Genomic DNA, 22,991 nt, shown 5'->3' with positions numbered 1-22,991 from the left:
GACGAACGACGCGAATGGAGGAGACAAGGATGACGAACGAATCGCGCGCATTGCCGCTGGCCGGCGTGAAGGTGCTCGATTTCTCGCGGGTGCTGGCAGGCCCGTGGTGCGCGATGGTGCTCGCCGATTTCGGCGCGGAAGTGATCAAGGTCGAGCATCCGGCGCGCGGCGACGATACGCGCGACTGGGGCTTGAGGATCGGCGATACCGAAACCACGTATTTCAACAGTGTGAACCGCAGCAAGCGCTCGATCTGTCTCGACCTGCAGACCGACGAAGGGCGGCGGCTCGCGCGCGAGCTGGCCACGCAGGCCGACGTGGTGCTTCACAACTTCAAGTTCGGCGGCGCGGAAAAGCTCGGGCTCGGCTACGACGCGCTGGCCGAACTGAATCCGCGCCTCGTGCACTGCGCGATCTCCGGCTACGACCGGTCGGGCGCCGAAGCCGCGCGGCCCGGTTACGACCTCGTCGTGCAGGGCGAGGCCGGGCTGATGGCGCTGAACGGCGAGGCCGGCCAGCCGCCGCTGAAGTTCGGCGTCGCGGCGGTCGACCTGTTCACCGGCATGTACTCGGCGCAGGCGATTCTCGCGGCGCTGTACGAACGCCATGCAACCGGGCGCGGGCGGCGCATCGAGATGGCGCTGTTCGACTGCGGGCTGATGATCACCGCCTACTACGGGCTCGACGCGCTGCTGATGGGCGAGGACCCGCCGCGCTACGGCAACGCACATCCGTCGATCGTGCCGTACGGCGTGTTCGACGCGGGCGACGGCCCGCTCGTGATCACGGTCGGCAACAACACGCAGTTCGCACGCTTTTGCGACGCGATCGAGCGGCCCGACCTCGCGGCCGACGCGCGCTACAAGACCAACCTCGGCCGCTCGGAGAATCGCGCCGACCTGCTGCCCGAGATTCGTCGTGAACTCGCGCGCCGCTCGCGCGCGACGTTGCTCGCGGCGCTCGCCGACGCGGGCATTCCGTGTGGCGAAGTGCTCGGGCTGCACGAAGCGCTGAAGTCGGAACGCGCGACGAGCGCGGGGCTCGTTACGCGGCAGCCGCACCCGGTCGCGGGCGGCGTCGACGTGCTGGCGCCGCCGTACCGGTTCGACGGCGCACGGCTGCCGGTGCGTGGTGCGCCACCGGTGCTCGGTGCCGATACGGATGCGGTGCTCGGCGGCTGGCTCGGGATGTCGGCCGACGAGGTCGCGCGGCTGCGTGCGGATCGGGTGGTCTGACCGCACGCATCGTCCTTTTCACCGGATTGCCTTTCTCCGCTGCGGCGCGGGCGGATCGGTCGACGCGCCGGCCATCCACAAAACATCCCTCGCGAAACGACGAGGGCACTCGGCGGGACCGGAGCAGGCGCTAAAGCGCCAACTCTGGTCGACCGCGAAGCATGGGACCAGAGTAAGCGCTAAAGCGCCAACTCTGGTCGACCGCGAAGCATGGGACCAGAGTAAGCGCTAAAGCGCCAACTCTGGTCGACCGCAAAGCATGGGACCAGAGTAAGGCGCTAAAGCGCCAACTCTGGTCGACCGCGAAGCATGGGACCAGAGTAAGGCGCTAAAGCGCCAACTCCAGTCGACCGCGAAGCATGGGACCAGAGTAAGCGCTAAAGCGCCAACTCTGGTCGACAGGAGACAGACACCATGGAGCTTTCCGTCATCGAATCGGTCACGGCGCGCCGTGACTACCGGCAACTCGTGCGCGCACGGCGCCGCTTCAGCTTCACGCTCACGGCGCTGATGATCGCCACGTATTACGGCTTCATCCTGCTCGTCGCGCTCGCGCCGCACGTGCTCGCGGCGCCGCTGTACCGCGGCGCGACGACGACGGTCGGGATCGCCGCGGGTGTCGCGATCATCCTCGTCGCGATCGGGCTGACCGCGTGCTACGTGCTGCGCGCGAACCATGCGTTCGACCGCCGCGTCGACGCGATCCTGCAGCGTTCGTAACGGAGGCCGACATGCGACGCACCTCGATTGCGCTCGGCGCGCTGGCCGTTCCCGTAGCTCTCCTTTCCTCCGCCGCGCACGCGGTATCGGTCGCGGGCCCGATGCCCGACAAGGTCGAACTGAACCCGGTCGCGATCGGGATGTTCTTCGCGTTCGTGTTCGCGACGCTCGCGCTCACGCGCTGGGCCGCGCGCCGCACGCGCTCGACGCGCGACTTCTACACGGCCGGCGGCGGCATCACCGGGCTGCAGAACGGGCTCGCGATCGCGGGCGACTACATGTCGGCCGCGTCGTTCCTCGGGCTGTCCGGCATGGTGTTCATGTTCGGCTTCGACGGGCTCATCTACTCGATTGGCTTCCTGGTCGGCTGGCCGTTCGTGATGTTCCTGATCGCCGAGCCGCTGCGCAACCTCGGCAAGTTCACGTTCGTCGACGTCGTCGCGTACCGCTTCGCGCAGCGGCCGATCCGGCTACTGACGTCCGCGAATTCGCTGACCATCGTCGTGCTGTACCTCGTCGTGCAGATGGTCGGCGCGGGCAAGCTGATCCAGCTGCTGTTCGGGCTGTCGTACGGCACGGCCGAGCTGATCGTCGGCGTGCTGATGGTCGTCTACGTGTTCTTCGGCGGGATGACCGCGACGACCTGGGTGCAGGTGATCAAGGCCGTGCTGCTGCTGTGCGGCGCGACGGTGCTCGTCGTGCTCGCGCTCGCCGAATTTGGTTTCAGCGTCGACGAGATGTTCCGTCGCGCGGTGGCCGTGCATCCGGGCGCGTTGTCGATCATGGGCCCCGGCAAGCTGATCCGCGATCCGGCCAACGCGCTGTCGCTCGGCATCGCGCTGATGTTCGGCACGGCCGGCTTCCCGCACATCCTGATGCGCTTCTTCACGGTGCCGAACGCGAAGGAGGCGCGCAAGTCGGTGCTCTACGCGACCGGTTTCATCGGCTACTTCTACCTGCTGACCTTCGTGATCGGCTTCTCGGCGATCGTGCTGCTCGCGCAGCATCCGGAATTCTTCAAGCTGGGCGCCAACGGCTCGTTCAACCTGACGCACGACCTGCTCGGCGGCTCGAACATGGTCGCGGTGAAGCTCGCGCAAGCGGTCGGCGGAAACTGGTTCTACGGATTCATCGCGGCCGTCACGTTCGCGACGATCCTCGCGGTGGTCGCGGGCCTGACGCTGGCCGGCGCGACGACGATCTCGCACGACCTGTATGCGCAGATGTGGGCGCGCGGCAAGCCCGACGAGCGCCTCGAGATGCGCATCTCGCGCGCGGCGACGATCGTGCTGTCGGCCATCGCGATCGGGCTGTCGATCCTGTTCGAGCACGTGAACGTCGCGTTCATGGTCGGCCTCGTCGCGGCGGTGGCCGCGAGCGCGAATTTCCCGGTGCTCGCGATGTCGATCTTCTGGCGCGGGATGACGACGCGCGGCGCGGTGCTCGGCGGCGGCCTCGGCCTCGTGTCGGCGGTCACGCTCACGGTGTTGTCGAAGTCGGTGTGGGTCGACGTGCTGCACCACGCGCACGCGCCGGTGTTCCTCGACAATCCGGCGCTCGTGTCGGTGCCGCTCGCGTTCATCGGGATCATCGTCGGCTCGCTCGCGGATCGCGGCGAGCGCGCACGGCGCGAGCGTGACGCGTTTGAGCGGCAGGAGTTTTATGCGCAGACGGGGGTGCTGGCGGGCGAGGCCGTGCAACACTGATTCATCGGAAGAATGCGCCCATCCGTCCGAATCCCCGGACGGATATTTTCCGGAAATCCGGAAACCCGGATTTCCTTGCCTGCCGCATTATGAGAAATACAATGAAAACAACGGTTTGAGGGGTTACGGGAACCTGGCATCGACCTTGCGATATAAAACGCACGGCCACCCCCCGGCCGAACTACTACAGCAAGCAAGGAGACAATCGATGACCAATGCCTTCCTCCCCTGTCGGATGTCCTGAGGCATCGCTTGTTGCGGCACGGCAGCCGCGCAGGCGAATGGCCCAGGGGGGGGCATTGCCCCCCTTCAGCGTCATCTTTCTGCGCGCGTGACGCCGTTTCCACCGGCTCATCCACTTCAGCAGGAACCATCGTGAAGAAGAAACCCTTCTACAAAGTGCTCTATGTGCAAGTGATCTTCGCCATCATCGTCGGCGTGATCCTCGGCCACTACTACCCGGCGCTCGCCACCGACATGAAGCCGCTCGGCGACGGCTTCATCAAGCTGATCAAGATGGTGATCGGTCCGATCATCTTCTGTACGGTCGTCACCGGCATCGCCGGCATGGAGGACATGAAGAAGGTGGGCCGCGTCGGCGGCAAGGCGCTGCTGTACTTCGAGATCGTGTCGACCTTCGCGCTGCTGCTGGGCCTCGCGGCCACGCACATCCTGCGTCCGGGCGTCGGCTTCAACATCGATCCGGCGACGCTCGACGGCAAGGCCGTCGCGTCGTACGCAGCGAAGGCGCACGGGCAGTCGACGGTCGACTTCCTGATGCACATCATCCCGAACACGATGGTCGACGCGTTCGCGCAGGGTGAAATCCTGCAGATCCTGCTGATCGCATTGCTGTTCGGCAGCGTGCTTGCGCACCTCGGCGAGCGCGGCCGCGTCGTCACCGACTTCATCGACGGGCTCACGCGCGTGCTGTTCGGCATCGTGCACATCGTCACGAAGCTGGCCCCGATCGGCGCGTTCGGCGCGATGGCGTTCACGATCGGCAAGTACGGCGTCGGCTCGCTGGTGCCGCTGCTCAAGCTGATCGGCACGTTCTACCTGACGTCGGTCGTGTTCGTGCTCGTCGTGCTCGGCACGATCGCGCGCTTCACGGGCTTCTCGATCATCCGCTTCGTGTCGTACATCAAGGAAGAGCTGCTGATCGTGCTCGGCACGAGCTCGTCGGAAGCCGCGCTGCCGCAGCTGATGGAAAAGCTCGAGAAGGCAGGCTGCTCGCGTTCGGTCGTCGGCCTCGTCGTGCCGACCGGCTATTCGTTCAACCTCGACGGCACCAACATCTACATGACGATGGCCGTGCTGTTCATCGCGCAGGCGACCAACATCGAACTGACGTGGATGCAGCAGCTCACGCTGCTGGCGGTCGCGATGCTGACGTCGAAGGGCGCGAGCGGTGTGACGGGCGCGGGCTTCATCACGCTCGCCGCGACGCTGGCCGTCGTGCCGACGATCCCGCTGTCGGGCATGGTGCTGATCCTCGGCATCGACCGCTTCATGAGCGAATGCCGCGCGCTGACCAACATCGTCGGCAACGGCGTCGCGACGGTCGTCGTGTCGGCATGGGAGAAGGAGCTCGACCGCAACAAGCTGCGCCAGGCGCTGAAGGGCGGCGGCGAAGTCACGCCGACCGAGACGGCCGGCGTCTGACGTCATGAAGGAGCAGGTGGCGCCGCCGCCCGCCGGCGGCGCGGCACGCGGCGATCGACGCGGGGATGCGGAGGCCTATGACACAATAGGCGATCCGCATCGCCAGGAAGCCTCGACCGTGACGCGCCGCCTGCTCATCCTCGTCGTGCTTGCCGCCGCGCTCGTCGCGGCGTGCGCGCTGACGTGGACGATCACCTGGCGACGCGGCGTCGCCGAGTTGCAGCGCAATGCCGCGGTGCGCGTCGACCGCACCACCAACGCGCTCAAGAGCACGCTCGACCGCTACGAGTCGCTGCCTTATCTGCTCGGCAGTCATCCGTACGTGCAGGACCTGCTCGCCGAGCCGAAGCGCGGCGACTACACCGCGCGCGTCAACCGCTATCTCGAAGATCTCAACGAACACGCACACGCGACCGTCACCTACGTGATCGGCGCGGACGGCCTGTGCGTCGCCGCCAGCAACTGGCGCGCGCCCGACAGCTTCGTCGGGATCGAATACCGCTTCCGCCCGTATTTCGTCGACGCGATGAACGGCCAGGTCGGCCGCTTCTTCGGGATCGGCACGATCTCGCGCGACCCCGGCTACTACATCTCGCAGCCCGTGTGGCGTGAAGGCAAGATCGCGGGCGTCGTCGTCGTGAAGCTCAACCTCGAATGGTTCCAGGGCGCCGATGCGTCCGAGCCGCTCGTCGTCGCGGACGATCACGGCGTCGTGTTCCTGTCGTCGGTGCCCGCGTGGAAGTACCACACGCTGCGCCCGCTCACGGGCCCCGTCACCGCGTCGATCTACGAGACGCGCCAGTACGCCCAGCAACCTGTCACACCGCTGCCGCTGCGCATCGAGCAGACGCTCGGCGCCGATGCGGAGATCGTGCGCCTCGGCCCTGGCCGGCGCGCACCACGTTTCCTCGCCAGCAAGCGCCGGATCGGCGAGCCCGACTGGCTGCTCGTCACGCTCGCGCCGATCGCACCCATCGATACCGATGCGCGCAACGCGACGATCGTCACGGGCTTCGGCTTCGTGTCGGTCGTGCTGCTCGCGTTCTACTGGCGCATGCGCCGTGCGCGCGTGCGCGAAATGATCCGCGGCCGCGCGCTGTTGCAGCAGGCGTACGCGGAGTTGAACCAGCGCGTCGAGGAGCGCACGGCCGACCTGTCGGAGGCGAACGAACAGTTGCAGAAGGAAGTCGGCGACCGGATCCGCGCGGAGCAGGAGCTGCGCGCCGCGCACGACGAACTGATCCAGGCGAGCAAGCTCGCGGCGCTCGGCCAGATGGCGGCCGGCATCACGCATGAACTGAACCAGCCGCTCGCGGCGCTGCGCAGTTTCTCGGACAACACGCGCGTGCTGCTCGATCGCGGCGAGCAGGCGGCCGCGCGCGAGAACCTCGAGGCGATCGCGGCGCTCACCGAGCGGATGGGCAAGATCACGAACCAGCTGAAGCTGTTCGTCGGCCGCGCGAAGCCGCGCAACGAGCGGGCGCTCGTCGTGCGCGCGCTGCGCAGCGTGCTGTCGCTGCTTGGCGAGCGCCTGAGCGGCGTCGCGCTCACGCTGACGCTGCAGGACGCGACCGTGTCGCCCGCGCACGATGAGCCGCTCGACCTGGCACGCGACTATCCCGAGCTCGTCGCGCGCTGCGAGGATTTGCGCCTCGAACAGGTGCTGATCAACCTGCTCGGCAACGCGCTCGACGCGGTGACCGGCGTCGCTGCGCCGGCGATCGAAGTGACGATCGCGGTGTCGGCCGCGACGCTCGCGGTCGAAGTGCGCGACAACGGCTCCGGCATTGCGCCGGACCTGCTGCCGCGGCTGTTCGAACCGTTCTTCACGACGAAGGAAATGGGGCGCGGGCTCGGCCTTGGCCTTGCGATCTCGTCGTCGATCGCGAGCGACGCGGGCGGCGCGCTGACCGCGCGAAATGCGCCGTCGGGCGGCGCGCTGTTCGTCTTGACGCTGCGGCGCGCACGCACGCATCATCCGGACTCCGTGTCCGAGCCGGCGGGCTCGCCAGGGCCAGCGCAAGCCCGTTATTAGCGCGAACAGGCCCTGGACCCGTCGCAGGCCCGGTCGGCGCACGACCGGTATCAACGCAGCCGCGCGCGAGACCGCCGCGCGGCCTGTCAGGAGCAAGTGAGTACGATGGCCAACCGGCTGCAAGTGATCTATATCGAAGACGATGCGCTCGTTCGCCGGGCGAGCGTGCAGAGCCTTCAGCTGGCGGGTTTCGACGTCGCCGGCTTCGAGTCGGCCGAAGCGGCCGAGAAGGCGATCGTCGCGGATACCGCCGGCGCGATCGTCAGCGACATCCGGCTGCCCGGCGCGAGCGGTCTCGACGTGCTCGCGCAGTGCCGCGAGCGCGTGCCCGACGTGCCGGTGATCCTCGTCACCGGTCACGGCGACATCTCGATGGCCGTGCAGGCGATGCGCGACGGCGCGTACGACTTCATCGAAAAACCGTTCGCGGCCGAGCGCCTGATCGAGACGGTGCGCCGCGCGCTGGAGCGCCGCGAGCTCGTGCTCGAGAACCACGCACTGCGGCGCGAGCTGGCCGGGCAGAACGTCGTCGCGCCGCGCATCATTGGCCGCAGCCCTGCGATCGAGCAGGTGCGCAAGCTGATTGCGAACGTCGCGCCGACCGACGCGTCGGTGCTGATCAACGGCGACACGGGCGCCGGCAAGGAGCTGATCGCGCGCAGCCTGCACGAGCTGTCGCCGCGCCGCGACAAGCCGTTCATCGCGGTGAATTGCGGCGCGTTGCCCGAGCCAATGTTCGAATCGGAGATGTTCGGCTACGAGCCCGGCGCATTCACGGGCGCGGCGAAACGGCGCGTCGGCAAGCTCGAATATGCGTCCGGCGGCACGCTGTTCCTCGACGAAATCGAAAGCATGCCGCTCGCGCTGCAGGTGAAGCTGCTACGCGTGCTGCAGGACGGCGTGCTGGAGCGGCTCGGCTCGAACCAGCCGATCCGCGTGAACTGCCGCGTGGTCGCGGCCGCGAAGGGCGACATGAGCGAGCTCGTCGCGGCCGGCACGTTCCGGCGCGACCTGCTGTACCGGCTCAACGTCGTGACGATCGCGCTGCCGCCACTTGCGGAGCGTCGCGAGGACATCGTGCCGCTGTTCGAGCACTTCATGCTCGACGCGGCCGTGCGCTACGCGCGTCCCGCGCCGGTGCTGACCGACCGGCAGCGCGCGAGCCTGATGCAGCGCGACTGGCCCGGCAACGTACGCGAGCTGCGCAATGCGGCCGACCGCTTCGTGCTCGGCGTGGCCGACATGCCGCAGGAAACGGGCGCGGGCGGCGACGACGCCGACAACGATCAGACGCTGAAGGAGCGCATCGAGCAATTCGAGCGCGCGGTGATTGCCGAGGCGCTGAACCAGACGGGTGGCGCGGTCGCCGCGACGGCCGACCGGCTGCATGTCGGCAAGGCGACGCTGTACGAGAAGATGAAGCGCTACGGGCTGTCGGCGAAAGGCGAAACCGAGCGCTGAAAAGCAAACGGACCGTAGAACCGGGTTGCCCGGTCGTACGGTCCGTTGGTGCGGGAAGGGCGCGGCGTGCTGCCCTTCGAGCCGGATCCCGGATCTGGCGGCGCTCAGGCCGCGTTGCTGCCGAGCGCTTTCTTGAGCAGCGCGTCGAGTTCCGCGAACTGCGGTGCGCCGACGTAGCGCTTCAGGATCTTGCCGTCCTTGTCGACGACGAAGGTCGTCGGCGTGAGCTGCACGTTGCCGAATTGCTTCGCGACGCTGCCGTCGTCGAGCGCGACCTTGAACGGCAACTGGCGTGTCTGCGCGTAGTTCGCGACGTACATCGGCGGATCGTAGTTCATCGCGACCGCGACGAATTCCAAACCCTGACCCTTGAAGCGATTGTAGGTATCGACCATCTGCGGCATTTCCTGCATGCAGGTCGCGCAGCTCGTCGCCCAGAAGTTCACGAGATAGACCTTGCCCTTCAGGTCGCCGGCGGTCGAGACTTTCTGGCCCGACAGCAGCGTGAACGTCGCGTCCGGCACGCTGGACTTGCCGTTGAACGCGAAGAAGCCGGCGACGGCGATGGCCGCGACGACGGCAGCCGCGACGATGTAGCGGACGGGGCCGGCACTGCGGCGGGCGGGAGGCGTGGTGTTCATCTGGTGCTCTCGGAGTCGGTCGATGACGCGGGTCGATGCAAAGGACGTCGAAATTCGGCGCTCATTTTAACGCGAATGCGGCGCGCGCACCGGCGGCCGCCACACATCCCGGTTTTCAGGTTCGGCGGATAATGCCCGTTTTTGCCTGCCCGATTCACGCCATGCCGAAGGAAGTCATCGATTCGTTGTGCCCCCTTTTTCGTCCGCTGCGACACTTCGCCGCGCTCGCGTGCGTGAGCGCGGCGCTGGCCGCGTGCTCGCCGTCGTTCGACTGGCGTACGCTGCACAACGACGCCGGCTACACGATCGACCTGCCGGCGAAGCCGACCGTCGAGGAGCAGCCGGTGGCGGTCGGCGGCACGTCGATGCCGATGCGGATGCAGGCCGCGCACGTCGACGGCGCGGTGTTCGCGGTCGGCACGCTGACGCTGCCCGATGACCGCGACGACACGCGCCGCGCCGCGCTCGAATTCCTGCGCGCCGGGCTGTCGCGCAACCTCGAAGGCGCGCCGCAGACGGTGTCGGTGCCGGTGCCGCTCGCGGCCGGCGGCGCGGTGAACGGGATCGAGCTGCGCATCGCGGGGGCGGCTGCCGGCGGCGATCGCGCACGCAAGACGATCGTCGCACGGCTTGCCGCGCGCGGCCGGCACGCGTACCAGGCCGTCGTGATCGCCGACGGGTCGCTCACGCAGGAGCAGCTCGACCAGTTTTTCGGCTCGTTCAAACTCGATTGATCACCGCCGTCGAGGGTGCCCGGGCACTCTGTGACAATTGAAAGTTCATTCGCAGCTTTCGACGCTAGTGACCGGATTTTGCGAGGTTTTTTCGACTATCCACAGCGCATGTGGATAACTTTGTTGAAAAGTTGCCCGGATTTCCCGCTGAGCCGCGCCGGACGGCCCTCCGGCACGTTTGGTTGCGCTCCCGGTGTTTGAGAAAAATCAATAAAAACAATGGGATACGGACTCTCTCTCGAGGCGGTGCCGGCGAGCCCTGATCCGGGGCCGGATTCGTGAAATTGTGCATAAGTCAAGTCTTGACAGCCGGATTTTGTCCTCCGAGGGCGCTCAGAGCGCCGTGAGCGCGCGCCGGTAGCGGATCGCCTCGGCGATCTGCGCGGCCGTCGGCAGCGGGTCGCCGGCCAGGTCGGCAATCGTCCGTGCGACCTTCAGTACGCGGAAATATGCGCGCGCCGACCAGCCGAAGCGCTCGCCGGCTTCGCGCAGCAGTCGTTCGCCTTCGTCGGTCGGCCGGCACAGGTCGTCGGTCTCGCGGCCGCTCAGCATGTGATTCGTCTTGCCCTGCCGGTCGAGCTGCAGCGCCCGCGCCTGTGCGACGCGTGCGGCCACCGCCGCGCTTGGCTCGCCGGGCGCCGCCGTGCGCGACGCGAGTTCGGCCGGCGACAGCGCGGGCAGGTCGATCTGGATGTCGATGCGGTCGAGCAGCGGCCCCGACAGCTTGCGCAGGTAGCGCGCGGCGACGTCCGGCGAGCAGCGACAGCGCCCGGACGGATCGCCGTGCCAGCCGCACGGGCACGGGTTCATCGCGGCGATCAACTGGCACGCGGCCGGGAAGTCGGCCTGCTGGGCGGCGCGCGAGATCGTGATGCGGCCGGCTTCCAGCGGCTCGCGCAGCATTTCGAGCACGTGCCGGTCGAATTCGGGCAGCTCGTCGAGAAACAGCACGCCGAGGTGCGCGAGCGTGATTTCACCCGGCTGCGGCGGATTGCGGCCGCCGACCAGCGCGGCGGCGCTCGACGAATGATGCGGCGAACGAAACGGCCGCCGGCGCCACTGCGCGGGCGAGAAGCCGAGGCGGCTCGCGGACAGGAGCGCCGCCGACGTCAGCGCCTCGTCGTCGGTCAACGGCGGCAGCAGGCCGGCCAACCGCGCGGCCAGCATCGACTTGCCGGCCCCTGGCGGCCCGACCATCAGCATGTGATGACCGCCCGCGGCGGCGACTTCGAGCGCGCGCCGGGCGCCACGCTGGCCGACCACGTCGGCGAGGTCGGGCGCGGCCGGCGCAGGCAGGCCGTCGAGGCAGGGCGCCGCGACCGGCGTGAGCCGTCCGTCGGGCGCATCGGCGAGGTGCGCGCATAGCGCGGGCAGGTCGCGTGCGCCGAACACGGTCACGCCCGGCACGAGCGCGGCCTCGGCCGCGCTGTCGAACGGCAGATAGAGCTCGGGCGCTTGTGATGCCGCCGCGGGTCCCTGCGTTGTGACGGCGTCCGGGCCCGAGCCCAATCCCGATCCTGATTCGCCCGCACGCCAGTCCCGCGCGGCGCCGCACGCCATCGCGAACGCACCGCGCATCGGCCGCAGCGCGCCTGTCAGCGACAGTTCGCCCGCGAATTCGCGGCCGGCCAGCGCGTCGGCCGGGATCTGGCCGTTCGCGGCAAGGATGCCGAGCGCGATCGGCAGGTCGAACCGGCCCGACTCTTTCGGCAGATCGGCCGGTGCGAGATTGACCGTGATGCGGCGCACGGGAAACTCGAATCCGCAGTTCTGCAGCGCGGCGCGGACGCGCTCGCGGCTTTCGCGGACTTCGAGATCGGGCAGGCCGACGATCGAGAACGACGGCAGCCCGTTGGCGAGATGGACTTCGACGGTAACGTCCGGCGCGCGGCCGGAGGCAGGCGCGCGACTGCGCACCACGGCAAGCGACATGGCGAGGCTCCTGTAAGCAGACGGACGACGGCCGTTCGGGGCCGCATGCCGCGGGAATCGGAGAAATCGGTGCGCGCGTGCCGGCGTGGCGCGGGGAAAGAACGAGGGACTGCGGAACGACGAACTGCGAAGAGCGATGGACTGCGAAGAGCGATGGACTGCGAAGAGCGATGGACTGCGAAGAGCGGGGGGCTGCGAAGAACGACGGACTACGGGGAGCGGTGGAACACTGTCGGGGCGGCGGGCGCGGGCCGCGCGAGGCGGCCCGCGCCCGACCTTGTGGCCGGGTGGGGCGTCAGGCCTGCGGCGCGGCGAGCTTCTGCTCGAGTTCCGCGACGCGCTTTTCGAGTTCCTCGAGGCGCACGCGGGTGCGGGCGAGCACCTGGGCCTGCGTGTCGAATTCCTCGCGCGTGACGAGATCGAGCTTCGAGAAGCCTTGCGACAGCATGGCCTTCACGTTGCGCTCGACGTCCTTGGCCGGCGAGTTTTTCAGCAGGTCGCTGACGCGCGACTGCAGATCGTTGAAAACGTCGCTGGGTTGCTTCATGTGATTCCCCTTCCTTGCACAAAAAATGTGCATCTTCAGTTGCGTACGTGCCCATGATGCACGCATGACCGGAAATGGTGCGCCGGGGGCGCGAATTCCGGGCATGGCGCCGGCATGGGTGAATGGCCCGGCGATCCGGGACGTGCGTGCACTCTAGCAACGTTCCTTTCGCCGCGCCAGCAAACCGGGCCACGTTGGCCATTCGGCCGGGCTTCCGCGCCTTACATCACGGGATGCGACCCCGTTCCCGAGCCCTTCGAGACGGTGCTCGGACGAACATGGCATGCGAGTTGCTGAGAAGAGTCCGTTACAACATTCCAACCAATTCGACGGGACAACCCAGCGAGAGGACTTCATGAAACTCATTACCGCAATCATCAAGCCGTTCAAGCTCGATGAGACGCGCGAGGCGCTGTCGGCCCTCGGCGTCTCCGGCATCACGGTGACGGAGGTGAAAGGGTTCGGGCGCCAGAAGGGGCACACCGAGCTGTATCGCGGCGCCGAATACGTGGTCGATTTCCTGCCGAAGATGAAGATCGAGGCGGCCGTGTCGGACGATCTCGTCGACCAGGCGGTGGAAGCGATCGAGCGGGCCGCGCGCACCGGCAAGATCGGCGACGGCAAGATCTTCGTGACGCAGATCGAGCAGGTAATCCGGATTCGCACCGGGGAGACCGGCGCTGACGCGCTGTAACAGAACAGACAAGACAAGCGACAAGAGGAAACCCAAGATGCGCAAACTTTTGATGTCCCTGCTGATGGCCGGCTCGCTGATTGCGGCTGGCGTCGGCCCCGCGCTCGCCGACGACGCGGCGTCCGCCGCGGCTGCGTCCGCGCCCGCCGCCACGGCTTCCGACGCATCGGCCGCTGCCGCGCCGGCCGCTTCGGCACCGGCTGCCACCGACGCATCGGCGACTGCCGCTGCCGCCGCACCGGCCTCGGGCGCCACCGACGCGTCGGCCGCCGCCGCCGCGTCGGCACCGGCCGCCCCCGCCGCACCGACCGCACCGTTCTCCGTCGATTCGTCGAAGATCAACTCGGGCGACACCGCGTGGATGCTGACCTCCACCGCGCTCGTGCTGTTCATGACGATCCCCGGTCTCGCGCTGTTCTACGCCGGCATGGTCCGCAAGAAGAACGTGCTCGCGACCGTGATGCAGAGCTTCGCGATCACCGCGGTGATCACGGTGCTGTGGACGGTGGTCGGCTACAGCCTCGCGTTCACGCCGGGCAACGGCTTCATCGGCGGACTGTCGCGCGCGTTCCTGCACGGGATGAACTACATCCACGGCGACAAGGCGACGACGCTGACCGTCAGCCACCTGGCGCCGACGATTCCGGAATCGGTCTACTTCGTCTACCAGATGACGTTCGCGATCATCACGCCGGCACTGATCTGCGGCGCGTTCGCCGACCGGATGAAGTTCTCGGCGATGCTCGTGTTCATGACGCTCTGGTCGCTGATCGTCTACGTGCCGATCGCGCACATGGTGTGGGAGCCGACCGGCTGGCTGTCGTCGGACGGCGTGCTCGACTTCGCGGGCGGCACCGTCGTGCACATCAACGCCGGTATCGCGGGCCTCGTGTCGTGCCTGATGCTCGGCAAGCGCGTCGGCTTCGGCCGTGAATCGATGGCGCCGCACAACCTCGTGCTGACGATGATCGGCGGCTCGATGCTGTGGGTCGGCTGGTTCGGCTTCAACGCGGGTTCCGCGGTCGCGGCCGATGGCCGTGCCGGGTTCGCGATGCTGACGACGCAAGTCGCGACGGCCTGCGCGGCGCTCGGCTGGATGTTTGCCGAATGGCTCACGCACGGCAAGCCGTCGGTGCTCGGCATCGTGTCGGGCGCGGTCGCGGGTCTGGTTGCGATCACGCCGGCGGCCGGTTTCGTCGGCGTGCCGGGTGCGCTGGTGATCGGTATCGCCGCGGGTGTCGTGTGCTTCTGGTCCGCGACGTGGCTGAAGTCGAAGCTCGGCTACGACGATTCGCTCGACGCGTTCGGCGTGCACGGCGTGGGCGGGATTCTCGGCGCGTTGCTGACGGGCGTGTTCGCGGTCAAGGACATCGGCGGCGCCGACGGCAGCCTGCTGCTGCAGGCCAAGGGCGTGCTGATCACGCTGGTCTACAGCGGCGTGCTGAGCTTCGTGCTGCTGAAGCTGATCGACATCACGATGGGCCTGCGCGTGTCCGAAGAGGAAGAGCGCGAAGGCCTCGACGTGGTCCTGCACGGCGAGCATGTCGAATAAGTCATAAGGATGACCGGCGGGCCGCCGCAAAGACGGCGCCCGCCACTGAATGAGCGCAGCGACTTCGGCCCGCCCCACCCGGCGGGCTTTTTTTCTCCTGCCACCCACTGCCGTAGCGCATAACCCTGCGCGCTATCGGGTCAATAGCCGAAAACTTCCTCCAAACCCTTGCGAAGCCGGGAACAATCCCCAAATGGGCAAGGCAATTGCTCTACAATCTTCATTCTCCCGCTCGCGAGTGATTCATGGTTCCCCACCTCGTTACCGCGTTGAACGGTCCGCTGCTCGAGCTCGAGCAGAAGATCCTCGACGCGACGCCTGCAATCGAACGCTGGTTCAGGCTCGAATGGCAGGAACACACCCCGCCGTTCTATTGTTCGGTGGACCTGCGCAACGCCGGCTTCAAGCTGGCGCCCGTCGACGCGAACCTGTTCCCCGGCGCGTTCAACAATCTGCCGTCCGAAGTGCTACCGCTTGCCGTGCAGGCGGCGATGGCCGCGATCGAGAAGATCTGCCCGGACGCGAAGAACCTGCTCGTGATTCCCGAGCTGCCGACCCGCAACGCGTTCTACCTCGAAAACGTCGCGCGCCTCGCGACGATCATGCGCCAGGCCGGCCTGAACGTGCGTTTCGGCTCGCTCGACCCGAGCATCACCGACATGACGCCGATCACGCTGGCTGACGGCCAGAAGATCGTGCTCGAACCGCTGGATCGTTCGCAGCGCCGCCTCGGCCTGAAGAATTTCGATCCGTGCTCGATCCTGCTGAACAACGACCTGTCGGCCGGCATCCCGGCCGTGCTGGAAAACCTGCACGAGCAGTACCTGCTGCCGCCGCTGCACGCGGGCTGGGCCGTGCGTCGCAAGTCGACGCATTTTTCGTGCTACGACGACGTCGCGAAGAAGTTCGCGAAGATGGTCGGCGTCGATCCGTGGATGGTGAATCCGTATTTCTCGCACGTGGAAGGCGTCGACTGGCAGGCGCATGAAGGCGAGCAGGCGCTCGCCGAAGCAATCGACAGCGTACTGAAGAAGATTGCGCGCAAGTACCGCGAATACGGGATCAGCGAGAAGCCGTACGTCGTCGTGAAGGCCGACGCGGGCACCGCAGGGCGCGGCGTGATGACGGTGCACGACGCGGCCGAGATCGGCCGGATGTCGAAGGCCGAGCGCGCGCAGATGGCCGAGTCGAAGGCCGGCCTCGCGGTGCGCGACGTGATCGTGCAGGAAGGCGTCTATACGTTCGAGCGCGTCGGCGACGAAGTGGCCGAGCCTGTCGTGTACATGATCGACCGCTACGTGGTCGGCGGTTTCTACCGCACGCACGGCGGCCGCGAGCGCGACCAGAACCTGAACGCGCCCGGCATGCACTACGTGCCGCTCGGCTTCGAGCACACCGCGCTGCCGGATGCCGGCGCGAAGCCGGGTGCCGCGCCGCCGAACCGTTTCTACATGTACGGCGTCGTCGCGCGGCTGTCGCTGATCGCGTCGTCGATCGAACTGGAAAAGACCGATCCCGAAGCCATCCAGGTATAACGGACCTTCGCTACGTACAGGACCCGCATGGACATTCTCTTTATCGCCGACCCGCTCGAGCGCTTCAAGATCTACAAGGATTCGACCTACGCGATGATGGCCGAGGCCGTGCGCCGCGGGCATGCGGTGTACGCATGCGAGCCGAACCACCTCGCGTGGACGGGTTCCTCGGTCGAGGCCGACGTGCGGCGCATCACGTTCGTCGGCGAGCTGGACGACCTGCATCGCGAGACCTGGTTCGACGCGGGCCCGGTCGATGCGCGCCGTCTCGAATCGTTCGGCGCGGTGCTGATGCGCAAGGATCCGCCGTTCGACATGGAGTACGTGACGTCGACCTGGCTGCTCGAACTCGCCGAGCGCGCGGGCGCCCGCGTGTTCAACAAGGCGCAGTCGATCCGCGACCATTCGGAGAAGCTCGCGATCGGCGAGTTTCCGCAGTTCGTCGCGCCGACACTGGTCACGCGCGACGCGAAACGGCTGCGCGCGTTCCACGCCGAGCACGGCGACGTGATCCTGAAGCCGCTCGACGGGATGGGCGGGATGGGCGTGTTCCGCGTGAAGCCGGACGGCATGAACCTCGGTTCGATCATCGAGATGCTGAGCCACGACGGCACGCGCTCGGTGATGGCGCAGAAATTCATTCCCGAGATCAAGGCCGGCGACAAGCGCATCCTGCTGATCGGCGGCGAGGCCGTGCCGTATTCGCTCGCGCGGATTCCGCAGGGCAGCGAGGTGCGCGGTAATCTGGCCGCTGGCGGGCTGGGCGTCGCGCAGCCGCTGACGGCCCGCGATCGCGAGATCGCCGAGACGCTCGGCCCGGTGCTCGCGTCGCGCGGGCTGCTGCTGGTCGGCCTCGATGCGATCGGCGACTGGCTGACCGAGGTGAACGTCACGAGCCCGACGTGCTTCCGCGAGATCATGGAGCAAACGGGCTTCGACGTCGCCGCGATGTTCATCGACGCGCTGGAGCGTGCGGCCGGGTAGGCCGCATTCCGCGCAACCCCGGCGGCGGCCGCGCAGGTCCCCCGTCGCCGGAGCAGTTTGACCGGCCTGCTACAATGCCCGCTTGCCCGGTGCCGTGATCGGCGCACCGAAGGCCCGGCGGTCGGGCCGATACTGTTGCAAGGCTGAACATGAAACGTTTCCCACACTCGCTACGCTCATTGCCCCGCCGCGGGGTGTCGGCCCGCCAGGGGCGGCCGGGAGCGATCTGACATGGCCGGGATCCTGATCATCGCGCACGCCCCGCTCGCCACCGCGCTGCGGGATTGCATCGCGCACATCTACGGCGGCGTGCCCGCGCGTATCGGCTGCATCGACGTGCTGCCGGATAACGACCCGACCCAGGTGATGGCGTTCGCGCACGCGGAACTCGCGCGGCTCAAGGAAGAGAACGGCGTGATCGTGCTGACCGACATGTACGGCGCGACGCCCGCGAACATCGCCGGCCAGCTCGCGAAAATCGACAACGTGCGTGTGCTGGCGGGCGTGAACCTGCCGATGCTCGTGCGGGCCGTCTGCTACCGCACCGTACCGCTCGACAAGCTGGTCGACAAGGCGCTGTCCGGCGGCGCGAAGGGCGTCCACGAGGTGTCGTCCGGCACGCCGCCGCCGCCGTCGGAAACCGGCTGCGGCCAGTGCGCACCGATTCCGCCCGAACCGCAGCCGCGCACCGAATCGCACTGATTACCCGTTTTCCGTTTCAGACAACGCCGCCGACGCGCGCCGCCGGCGGCCCCGACCGACCCGACCGAGAATCATGCTTCAACAAGAAACCACCATCGTCAATAAATTGGGGCTCCATGCGCGCGCATCGGCCAAGCTCACGCAACTGGCCGGCAACTTCCAGTCGGAAGTCTGGATGACGCGCAACGGGCGCAAGATCAATGCGAAGAGCATCATGGGCGTGATGATGCTGGCGGCCGGCATCGGCAGCACCGTGACGATCGAGACCGAAGGGTCCGACGAGCAGGAAGCGATGGACGCGCTGCTGAAGCTGATCGCCGACAAGTTCGGCGAAGGCCAGTGATCGCCACGCGGGATCGTTGCCGTTTCCAGTCGGAATGCCGCGGTTTTCGCGGCATTTTTTTCGTCGGCAGCATTGATGCGAAATGCGCAATGCTGCGGTGCATGCAGTCAGCAGGGAGTCGCGGAATTTATAATCGCTAACCGGGGTCATAAGCGCATCGCAGCAGTGTGCCGCGGCTTTACTTGTACAGAGGAGGTGCGCGTGTCCTTCACGCTGCAAGGCATTCCCGTCTCACGTGGTATCGCGATCGGGCGAGCGTATCTGATCGCGCCGGCGGCGCTCGACGTCGCCCATTACCTGGTCGAGGCACCCCTGATCGACGCCGAGGTCGAGCGCTTCCGCACGGCGCTCGACGTCGTGCATCACGAACTCGAAGCGTTGCGTGCCGACCTGACCGACGACACCCCGAGCGAAGTCGCCGCATTCATCGACGTCCACGCGATGATCCTGAGCGACGAGATGCTCGTGCAGGAAACCATCGACCTGATCCGCACGCGCCGTTACAACGTCGAATGGGCGTTGACCGAGCAGCTGGAGCTGCTCACGCGTCATTTCGACGATATCGAGGATGAATACCTGCGCGAGCGCAAGGCCGACATCGAGCAGGTGGTCGAGCGCGTGCTGAAGGCGCTCGCCGGTGCGCCGTCCGCGTCGCAGGCGCTGGACCGCGCGGCCAAGAACGGCACGAACGAGATGATCGTCGTCGCGCACGACATCGCGCCGGCCGACATGATGCAGTTCAAGACGCAGTCGTTCCAGGCGTTCGTCACCGACCTCGGCGGGCGCACGTCGCACACCGCGATCGTCGCGCGCAGCCTCGGCATCCCGGCCGCGGTCGGCGTGCAGCATGCAAGCGCGCTGATCCGCCAGGACGACCTGATCATCGTCGACGGCGACCAGGGCATCGTGATCGTCGATCCCGCGCCGATCGTCCTCGAGGAATATTCGTACCGCCAGTCCGAGAAGCTGCTGGAGCAACGCAAGCTGCAGCGTCTGAAGTTCTCGCCGACGCAGACGCTGTGCGGCACCAAGATCGAGTTGTACGCGAACATCGAGCTGCCCGACGACGCGAAGGCGGCCGTCGAGGCCGGCGCGGTCGGTGTCGGCCTGTTCCGCTCCGAGTTCCTGTTCATGCATCAGAAGGAGATGCCGGAAGAGGAGGAGCAGTTCGCCGCGTACAAGCGCGCCGTCGAGTGGATGAAGGGCATGCCGGTGACGATCCGCACGATCGACGTCGGCGCGGACAAGCCGCTCGAAGCGCTCGACGAAGGCTACGAGACGGCGCCGAACCCGGCGCTCGGCCTGCGCGCGATCCGCTGGAGCCTGTCCGAGCCGCAGATGTTCCTCACGCAACTGCGGGCGATCCTGCGCGCGTCCGCGTTCGGCCAGGTGAAGATCCTGATTCCGATGCTCGCGCACGCGCAGGAGATCGACCAGACGCTCGACCTGATCCGCGAGGCAAAGCACCAGCTCGACGATGCGGGGCTCGCCTACGATCCGAATGTGCGCATCGGCGCGATGATCGAGATTCCGGCCGCGGCGATCGCGCTGCCGCTGTTCCTGAAGCGGTTCGATTTTCTGTCGATCGGCACGAACGACCTGATCCAGTACACGCTCGCGATCGACCGCGCGGACAACGCGGTCGCGCACCTGTACGACCCGCTGCATCCGGCCGTGCTGCACCTGATCTCCTATACGCTGCGCGAAGCGAAGCGCGCGGGAGTGTCGGTGTCGGTATGCGGGGAGATGGCCGGCGATCCGGCGCTCACGCGCCTGTTGCTCGGGATGGGGCTCACCGAGTTTTCGATGCACCCGAGCCAGCTGCTCGTCGTGAAACAGGAGATCCTGCGCGCGCACCTGAAGGCGCTCGAGAAGCCGACGGCCGACGTGCTGGCCGCGTTCGAGCCGGAAGAAGTGCAGGCGGCGTTGCAGCGCCTGTCTGTCGCCGTGCCGCGCGCGGATGCGGCTGCCTAGGCGTTCCCGCCGCCGCTAACCGTAGCGGCGTGTCACGCATGCGCCGTTCGGCGCATGCCCGTCGCGCGTCAGTGCCGGCCCCCGCAGACGGGGCAGTCGGCCTGGCGCGCGATTTTCATCGTCGTCCACTCCATCCGCAGCGAATCGAGCATCATCAGCCGCCCGTTGAGCGTCCGGCCGATGTCGCCGATCACGCGCAGCGCTTCGGCGGCCTGCATCGCGCCGATGATGCCGACCGTCGGTGCGAATACACCCATCGTCGCACACGCGACTTCCTCGAACGGCTGGTCTTCCGGGAACACGCACGCATAGCAGGGCGCGGCCGGATCGCGGAAGTCGAACGTGCTGATCTGGCCGTCGAAACGCAGCGCGGCGCCCGATACGAGCGGCACGCCGTGCGCGACGCACGCGCGGTTGATCGCGTGGCGCGTCGCGAAGTTGTCGGTGCAGTCGAGCACGACGGTCGCGCGCGGCACGTGCGCATCGAGCCAGGCGTCGTCGACGCGCTCCGCGACCGCATTCACCTTCACGCCGGGATTCAGTTGCGCGAGCGTGTCGCGCCCCGATTCGACCTTGCTGCGGCCGACCGATGCCGTCGCGTGCAGGATTTGCCGCTGCAGGTTCGTGAGGTCGACCGTATCGGCGTCGACAAGCGTGATCGTGCCGACACCCGAGGCCGCGAGGTACATCGCGGCGGGCGAGCCGAGGCCGCCCGCGCCGACGACGATCGCATGCGCATCGAGAAAGCGCTGCTGCGCCTCGATGCCGATTTCGTCGACGAGGATGTGACGGGAGTAGCGAAGGAGTTGATCGTCGTTCATGGGGAGTCGTGGGCGAGGCGGCGTACGTGTCGTTATTTTAGGCGCGCATGAAAAACGGGCCATCGCGGTCTTCCCGCGATGGCCCGTCGGATGCCGGTCGGCGCTTACTGCGGTGCCGACGCGGCCTTCGGTGCGGCGGCCTTGGTGGCCGACGCCTTCGTGGCGGACGTGGCCTTGCCGGCCGGGCTCTTCGTCGTGCTCTCGGCGAGCAGCGACTTCGATTCCTGCACCGGCTTGCCTTCGAGCTTGTTGAGCGCCTGCTGCATCATGAAGTCGTCGGCGCTGCCGAACTCGATCGGCTTGCGATCGCGATCCTTCTGGCGCTGCTCCGGCGTCTTCTTGTCGTTCTGCTCTTCGAGGACGCGCAGCTGATCCATCCGGCGCTGCTCGCGCTCTTCCTGTTCCTTCTTCTCGTTCGGATCCTGCGTGTTCGCGAGGTGGTTCGTGTAATCGACCTCGCGCGTCACGAGCACGTCGTCCGGATCGCCGTCCGCGTACTGATCGACCGGCACATCCGGCGTGATGCCCTTGTTCTGGATCGAACGGCCGCTCGGCGTGTAGTAGTACGCGGTGGTCAGGCGCAGCGCGGTGTCGGCCGTCATCGGGCGGACCGTCTGGACCGAACCCTTGCCGAACGTCGTCTTGCCCATGATCTGCGCACGCTTCGAATCCTGCAGCGCACCGGCGACGATTTCCGACGCGGACGCGGAATACGCGTTCGTCAGCACGATCATCGGCACGGTCTTGAAGACCGGCGGCAGGTTCTTCAGCGGATCGCCGTCGAAGGACGGCAGGCGATAGTTGTCGTACGTATCGCGGTAGACCTGCTTCGAATCGGGGATCTGGCCGTTGGTCGACACGACGACCGAGTCGGGCGGCAGGAACGCGCCGGCCACGCCGACCGCGCTCTGCAGCAGGCCGCCGCCGTTGTTGCGCAGGTCGAGGACGAGGCCCTTCAGGTTCGGCTGCTGGCGTGCGATGTCCTGCAGCTTCTGCGCGAGATCGGGCGTCGTGCGCTCCTGGAAGCTCGTGATGCGGACATACGCGTAGCCCGGATCGAGGATCTTCATCTTCACGCTCTGGACCTTGATGATCGCGCGCGTGACCGTGACCGGGAACGTGCGGTCGTCGCTCTTGCGGAAGATCGTCAGCGTGACCTTGGTGCCCGGCTCGCCGCGCATCTGCTTGACGGCCTTGTCGAGCGTCATGCCGCGCACCGGCTTGTCGTTGATGCGCGTGATCAGGTCGCCCGGACGGATGCCGGCGCGGAATGCCGGGGTATCTTCGATCGGCGAGATCACCTTGACGAGGCCGTCTTCCTGCGAGATCTCGATGCCGAGACCCGCGAAGCGGCCCTTCGTCTGCTCCTGCAGCTCGTCATAGTCGGTCTTGTCGAGGAACGACGAGTGCGGGTCGAGGCTCGACACCATGCCCTTGATCGCCGCCGTCAGCAGCTTCTTGTCGTCGACCGGTTCGACGTACTCGCGCTTGATCTGGCCGAAGACTTCCGCGAACAGGCGGAGCTGGTCGAGGGGAAGCGGCGCCGTGGCGGTCTGCTCGGCCGATGCGGAAACCTGCAGCGTGGCGAACACGCCCGTGGCGAGGCCCGCGGCAATCAGGCCGATGTTCTTCAATTTCATTCGCATAGAGATCTGGTGCGGTCGGGAAGCGCGTGGCGGTAGCGGGGATGTAGCGGACAAGTATAACTGT

The 22,991-nt window shown here is 67.2% G+C and carries 19 protein-coding genes; 14 read left to right on the top strand and 5 right to left on the bottom strand.

Annotation, left to right across the window (positions count from 1 at the left end; genetic code table 11):
• The first annotated feature begins 29 nt into the window (after positions 1 to 29).
• The 6 genes from KEC55_RS15080 (at position 30) to KEC55_RS15055 (ending at position 8,822) form a co-directional block, all read left to right on the top strand.
• Complete coding sequence (locus KEC55_RS15080) at positions 30 to 1,235, top strand: CaiB/BaiF CoA transferase family protein (RefSeq protein WP_282506044.1); 1,206 nt, start codon at positions 30 to 32, stop codon at positions 1,233 to 1,235.
• 414 nt (positions 1,236 to 1,649) lie between these two features.
• On the top strand, positions 1,650 to 1,955 hold the full coding sequence (locus KEC55_RS15075; protein ID WP_282506043.1) for a DUF485 domain-containing protein: 306 nt from the start codon (positions 1,650 to 1,652) through the stop codon (positions 1,953 to 1,955).
• Positions 1,956 to 1,966: 11 nt separating this feature from the next.
• Positions 1,967 to 3,661 (top strand): cation acetate symporter, encoded by a 1,695-nt coding sequence (locus KEC55_RS15070; protein WP_282506042.1) that lies wholly within the window; start codon positions 1,967 to 1,969, stop codon positions 3,659 to 3,661.
• Positions 3,662 to 4,036: 375 nt separating this feature from the next.
• Positions 4,037 to 5,326 (top strand): dicarboxylate/amino acid:cation symporter, encoded by a 1,290-nt coding sequence (locus tag KEC55_RS15065; protein WP_282506041.1) that lies wholly within the window; start codon positions 4,037 to 4,039, stop codon positions 5,324 to 5,326.
• Positions 5,327 to 5,330: 4 nt separating this feature from the next.
• Positions 5,331 to 7,361 carry a sensor histidine kinase gene (locus KEC55_RS15060; protein ID WP_282506040.1) on the top strand — a complete coding sequence of 677 codons (2,031 nt, stop codon included), beginning with the start codon at positions 5,331 to 5,333 and terminating at the stop codon, positions 7,359 to 7,361.
• 105 nt (positions 7,362 to 7,466) lie between these two features.
• Positions 7,467 to 8,822: a sigma-54-dependent transcriptional regulator gene (locus tag KEC55_RS15055; RefSeq protein ID WP_282507538.1), complete on the top strand. Its 1,356-nt coding sequence runs from the start codon at positions 7,467 to 7,469 to the stop codon at positions 8,820 to 8,822.
• Between the two features lie 104 nt (positions 8,823 to 8,926).
• On the opposite strand, the gene KEC55_RS15050 is transcribed toward KEC55_RS15055, so the two are convergent.
• On the bottom strand, positions 8,927 to 9,463 hold the full coding sequence (locus KEC55_RS15050; RefSeq protein ID WP_043187181.1) for a TlpA disulfide reductase family protein: 537 nt from the start codon (positions 9,461 to 9,463) through the stop codon (positions 8,927 to 8,929).
• Positions 9,464 to 9,624: 161 nt separating this feature from the next.
• Between KEC55_RS15050 and KEC55_RS15045 the strand changes: the two genes are divergently transcribed.
• Positions 9,625 to 10,197, top strand: coding sequence for a hypothetical protein (locus tag KEC55_RS15045; protein WP_282506039.1), 573 nt, complete (start codon positions 9,625 to 9,627; stop codon positions 10,195 to 10,197).
• A 333-nt stretch (positions 10,198 to 10,530) separates the two neighbouring features.
• Here the strand turns inward: KEC55_RS15045 and KEC55_RS15040 are convergent, their stop codons facing one another.
• Both KEC55_RS15040 and KEC55_RS15035 read right to left on the bottom strand, forming a co-directional pair.
• Positions 10,531 to 12,129 carry a YifB family Mg chelatase-like AAA ATPase gene (locus KEC55_RS15040; RefSeq protein ID WP_282506038.1) on the bottom strand — a complete coding sequence of 533 codons (1,599 nt, stop codon included), beginning with the start codon at positions 12,127 to 12,129 and terminating at the stop codon, positions 10,531 to 10,533.
• Positions 12,130 to 12,424: 295 nt separating this feature from the next.
• Positions 12,425 to 12,676: an accessory factor UbiK family protein gene (locus KEC55_RS15035; RefSeq protein ID WP_006489451.1), complete on the bottom strand. Its 252-nt coding sequence runs from the start codon at positions 12,674 to 12,676 to the stop codon at positions 12,425 to 12,427.
• A gap of 355 nt (positions 12,677 to 13,031) precedes the next feature.
• On the opposite strand from KEC55_RS15035, the gene KEC55_RS15030 reads away from it, so the two are divergent.
• The 7 genes from KEC55_RS15030 (at position 13,032) to ptsP (ending at position 20,460) form a co-directional block, all read left to right on the top strand.
• Positions 13,032 to 13,370, top strand: coding sequence for a P-II family nitrogen regulator (locus KEC55_RS15030; RefSeq protein WP_038711752.1), 339 nt, complete (start codon positions 13,032 to 13,034; stop codon positions 13,368 to 13,370).
• A gap of 37 nt (positions 13,371 to 13,407) precedes the next feature.
• Positions 13,408 to 14,922, top strand: a complete 1,515-nt coding sequence (locus KEC55_RS15025) for an ammonium transporter (RefSeq protein WP_282506037.1) — start codon at positions 13,408 to 13,410, stop codon at positions 14,920 to 14,922.
• A 245-nt stretch (positions 14,923 to 15,167) separates the two neighbouring features.
• Entirely contained in the window at positions 15,168 to 16,457 is a 1,290-nt protein-coding gene (gshA, locus tag KEC55_RS15020; RefSeq protein WP_282506036.1) for a glutamate--cysteine ligase, read from the top strand.
• A 27-nt stretch (positions 16,458 to 16,484) separates the two neighbouring features.
• Positions 16,485 to 17,441 carry a glutathione synthase gene (gshB, locus tag KEC55_RS15015; RefSeq protein WP_282506035.1) on the top strand — a complete coding sequence of 319 codons (957 nt, stop codon included), beginning with the start codon at positions 16,485 to 16,487 and terminating at the stop codon, positions 17,439 to 17,441.
• A 231-nt stretch (positions 17,442 to 17,672) separates the two neighbouring features.
• Complete coding sequence (locus KEC55_RS15010; RefSeq protein WP_282506034.1) at positions 17,673 to 18,143, top strand: PTS sugar transporter subunit IIA; 471 nt, start codon at positions 17,673 to 17,675, stop codon at positions 18,141 to 18,143.
• A 73-nt stretch (positions 18,144 to 18,216) separates the two neighbouring features.
• Positions 18,217 to 18,486, top strand: a complete 270-nt coding sequence (locus tag KEC55_RS15005; protein ID WP_011353292.1) for an HPr family phosphocarrier protein — start codon at positions 18,217 to 18,219, stop codon at positions 18,484 to 18,486.
• Positions 18,487 to 18,687: 201 nt separating this feature from the next.
• The gene (gene ptsP, locus KEC55_RS15000) at positions 18,688 to 20,460 is read left to right on the top strand and encodes a phosphoenolpyruvate--protein phosphotransferase (protein WP_282506033.1); all 1,773 of its coding nucleotides are present in this window, start codon (positions 18,688 to 18,690) and stop codon (positions 20,458 to 20,460) included.
• Positions 20,461 to 20,528: 68 nt separating this feature from the next.
• Here the strand turns inward: ptsP and KEC55_RS14995 are convergent, their stop codons facing one another.
• Both KEC55_RS14995 and KEC55_RS14990 read right to left on the bottom strand, forming a co-directional pair.
• On the bottom strand, positions 20,529 to 21,281 hold the full coding sequence (locus KEC55_RS14995) for a HesA/MoeB/ThiF family protein (protein ID WP_282506032.1): 753 nt from the start codon (positions 21,279 to 21,281) through the stop codon (positions 20,529 to 20,531).
• A 104-nt stretch (positions 21,282 to 21,385) separates the two neighbouring features.
• Positions 21,386 to 22,927 carry a S41 family peptidase gene (locus KEC55_RS14990; RefSeq protein WP_282506031.1) on the bottom strand — a complete coding sequence of 514 codons (1,542 nt, stop codon included), beginning with the start codon at positions 22,925 to 22,927 and terminating at the stop codon, positions 21,386 to 21,388.
• Between the last annotated feature and the right edge of the window lie 64 nt (positions 22,928 to 22,991).

Source organism: Burkholderia cepacia, assembly GCF_029962485.1.
Taxonomy (GTDB): domain Bacteria; phylum Pseudomonadota; class Gammaproteobacteria; order Burkholderiales; family Burkholderiaceae; genus Burkholderia.
Note: the sequence above shows the minus strand (reverse complement) of the source record. Positions and strands in the feature narration are given on the sequence as shown.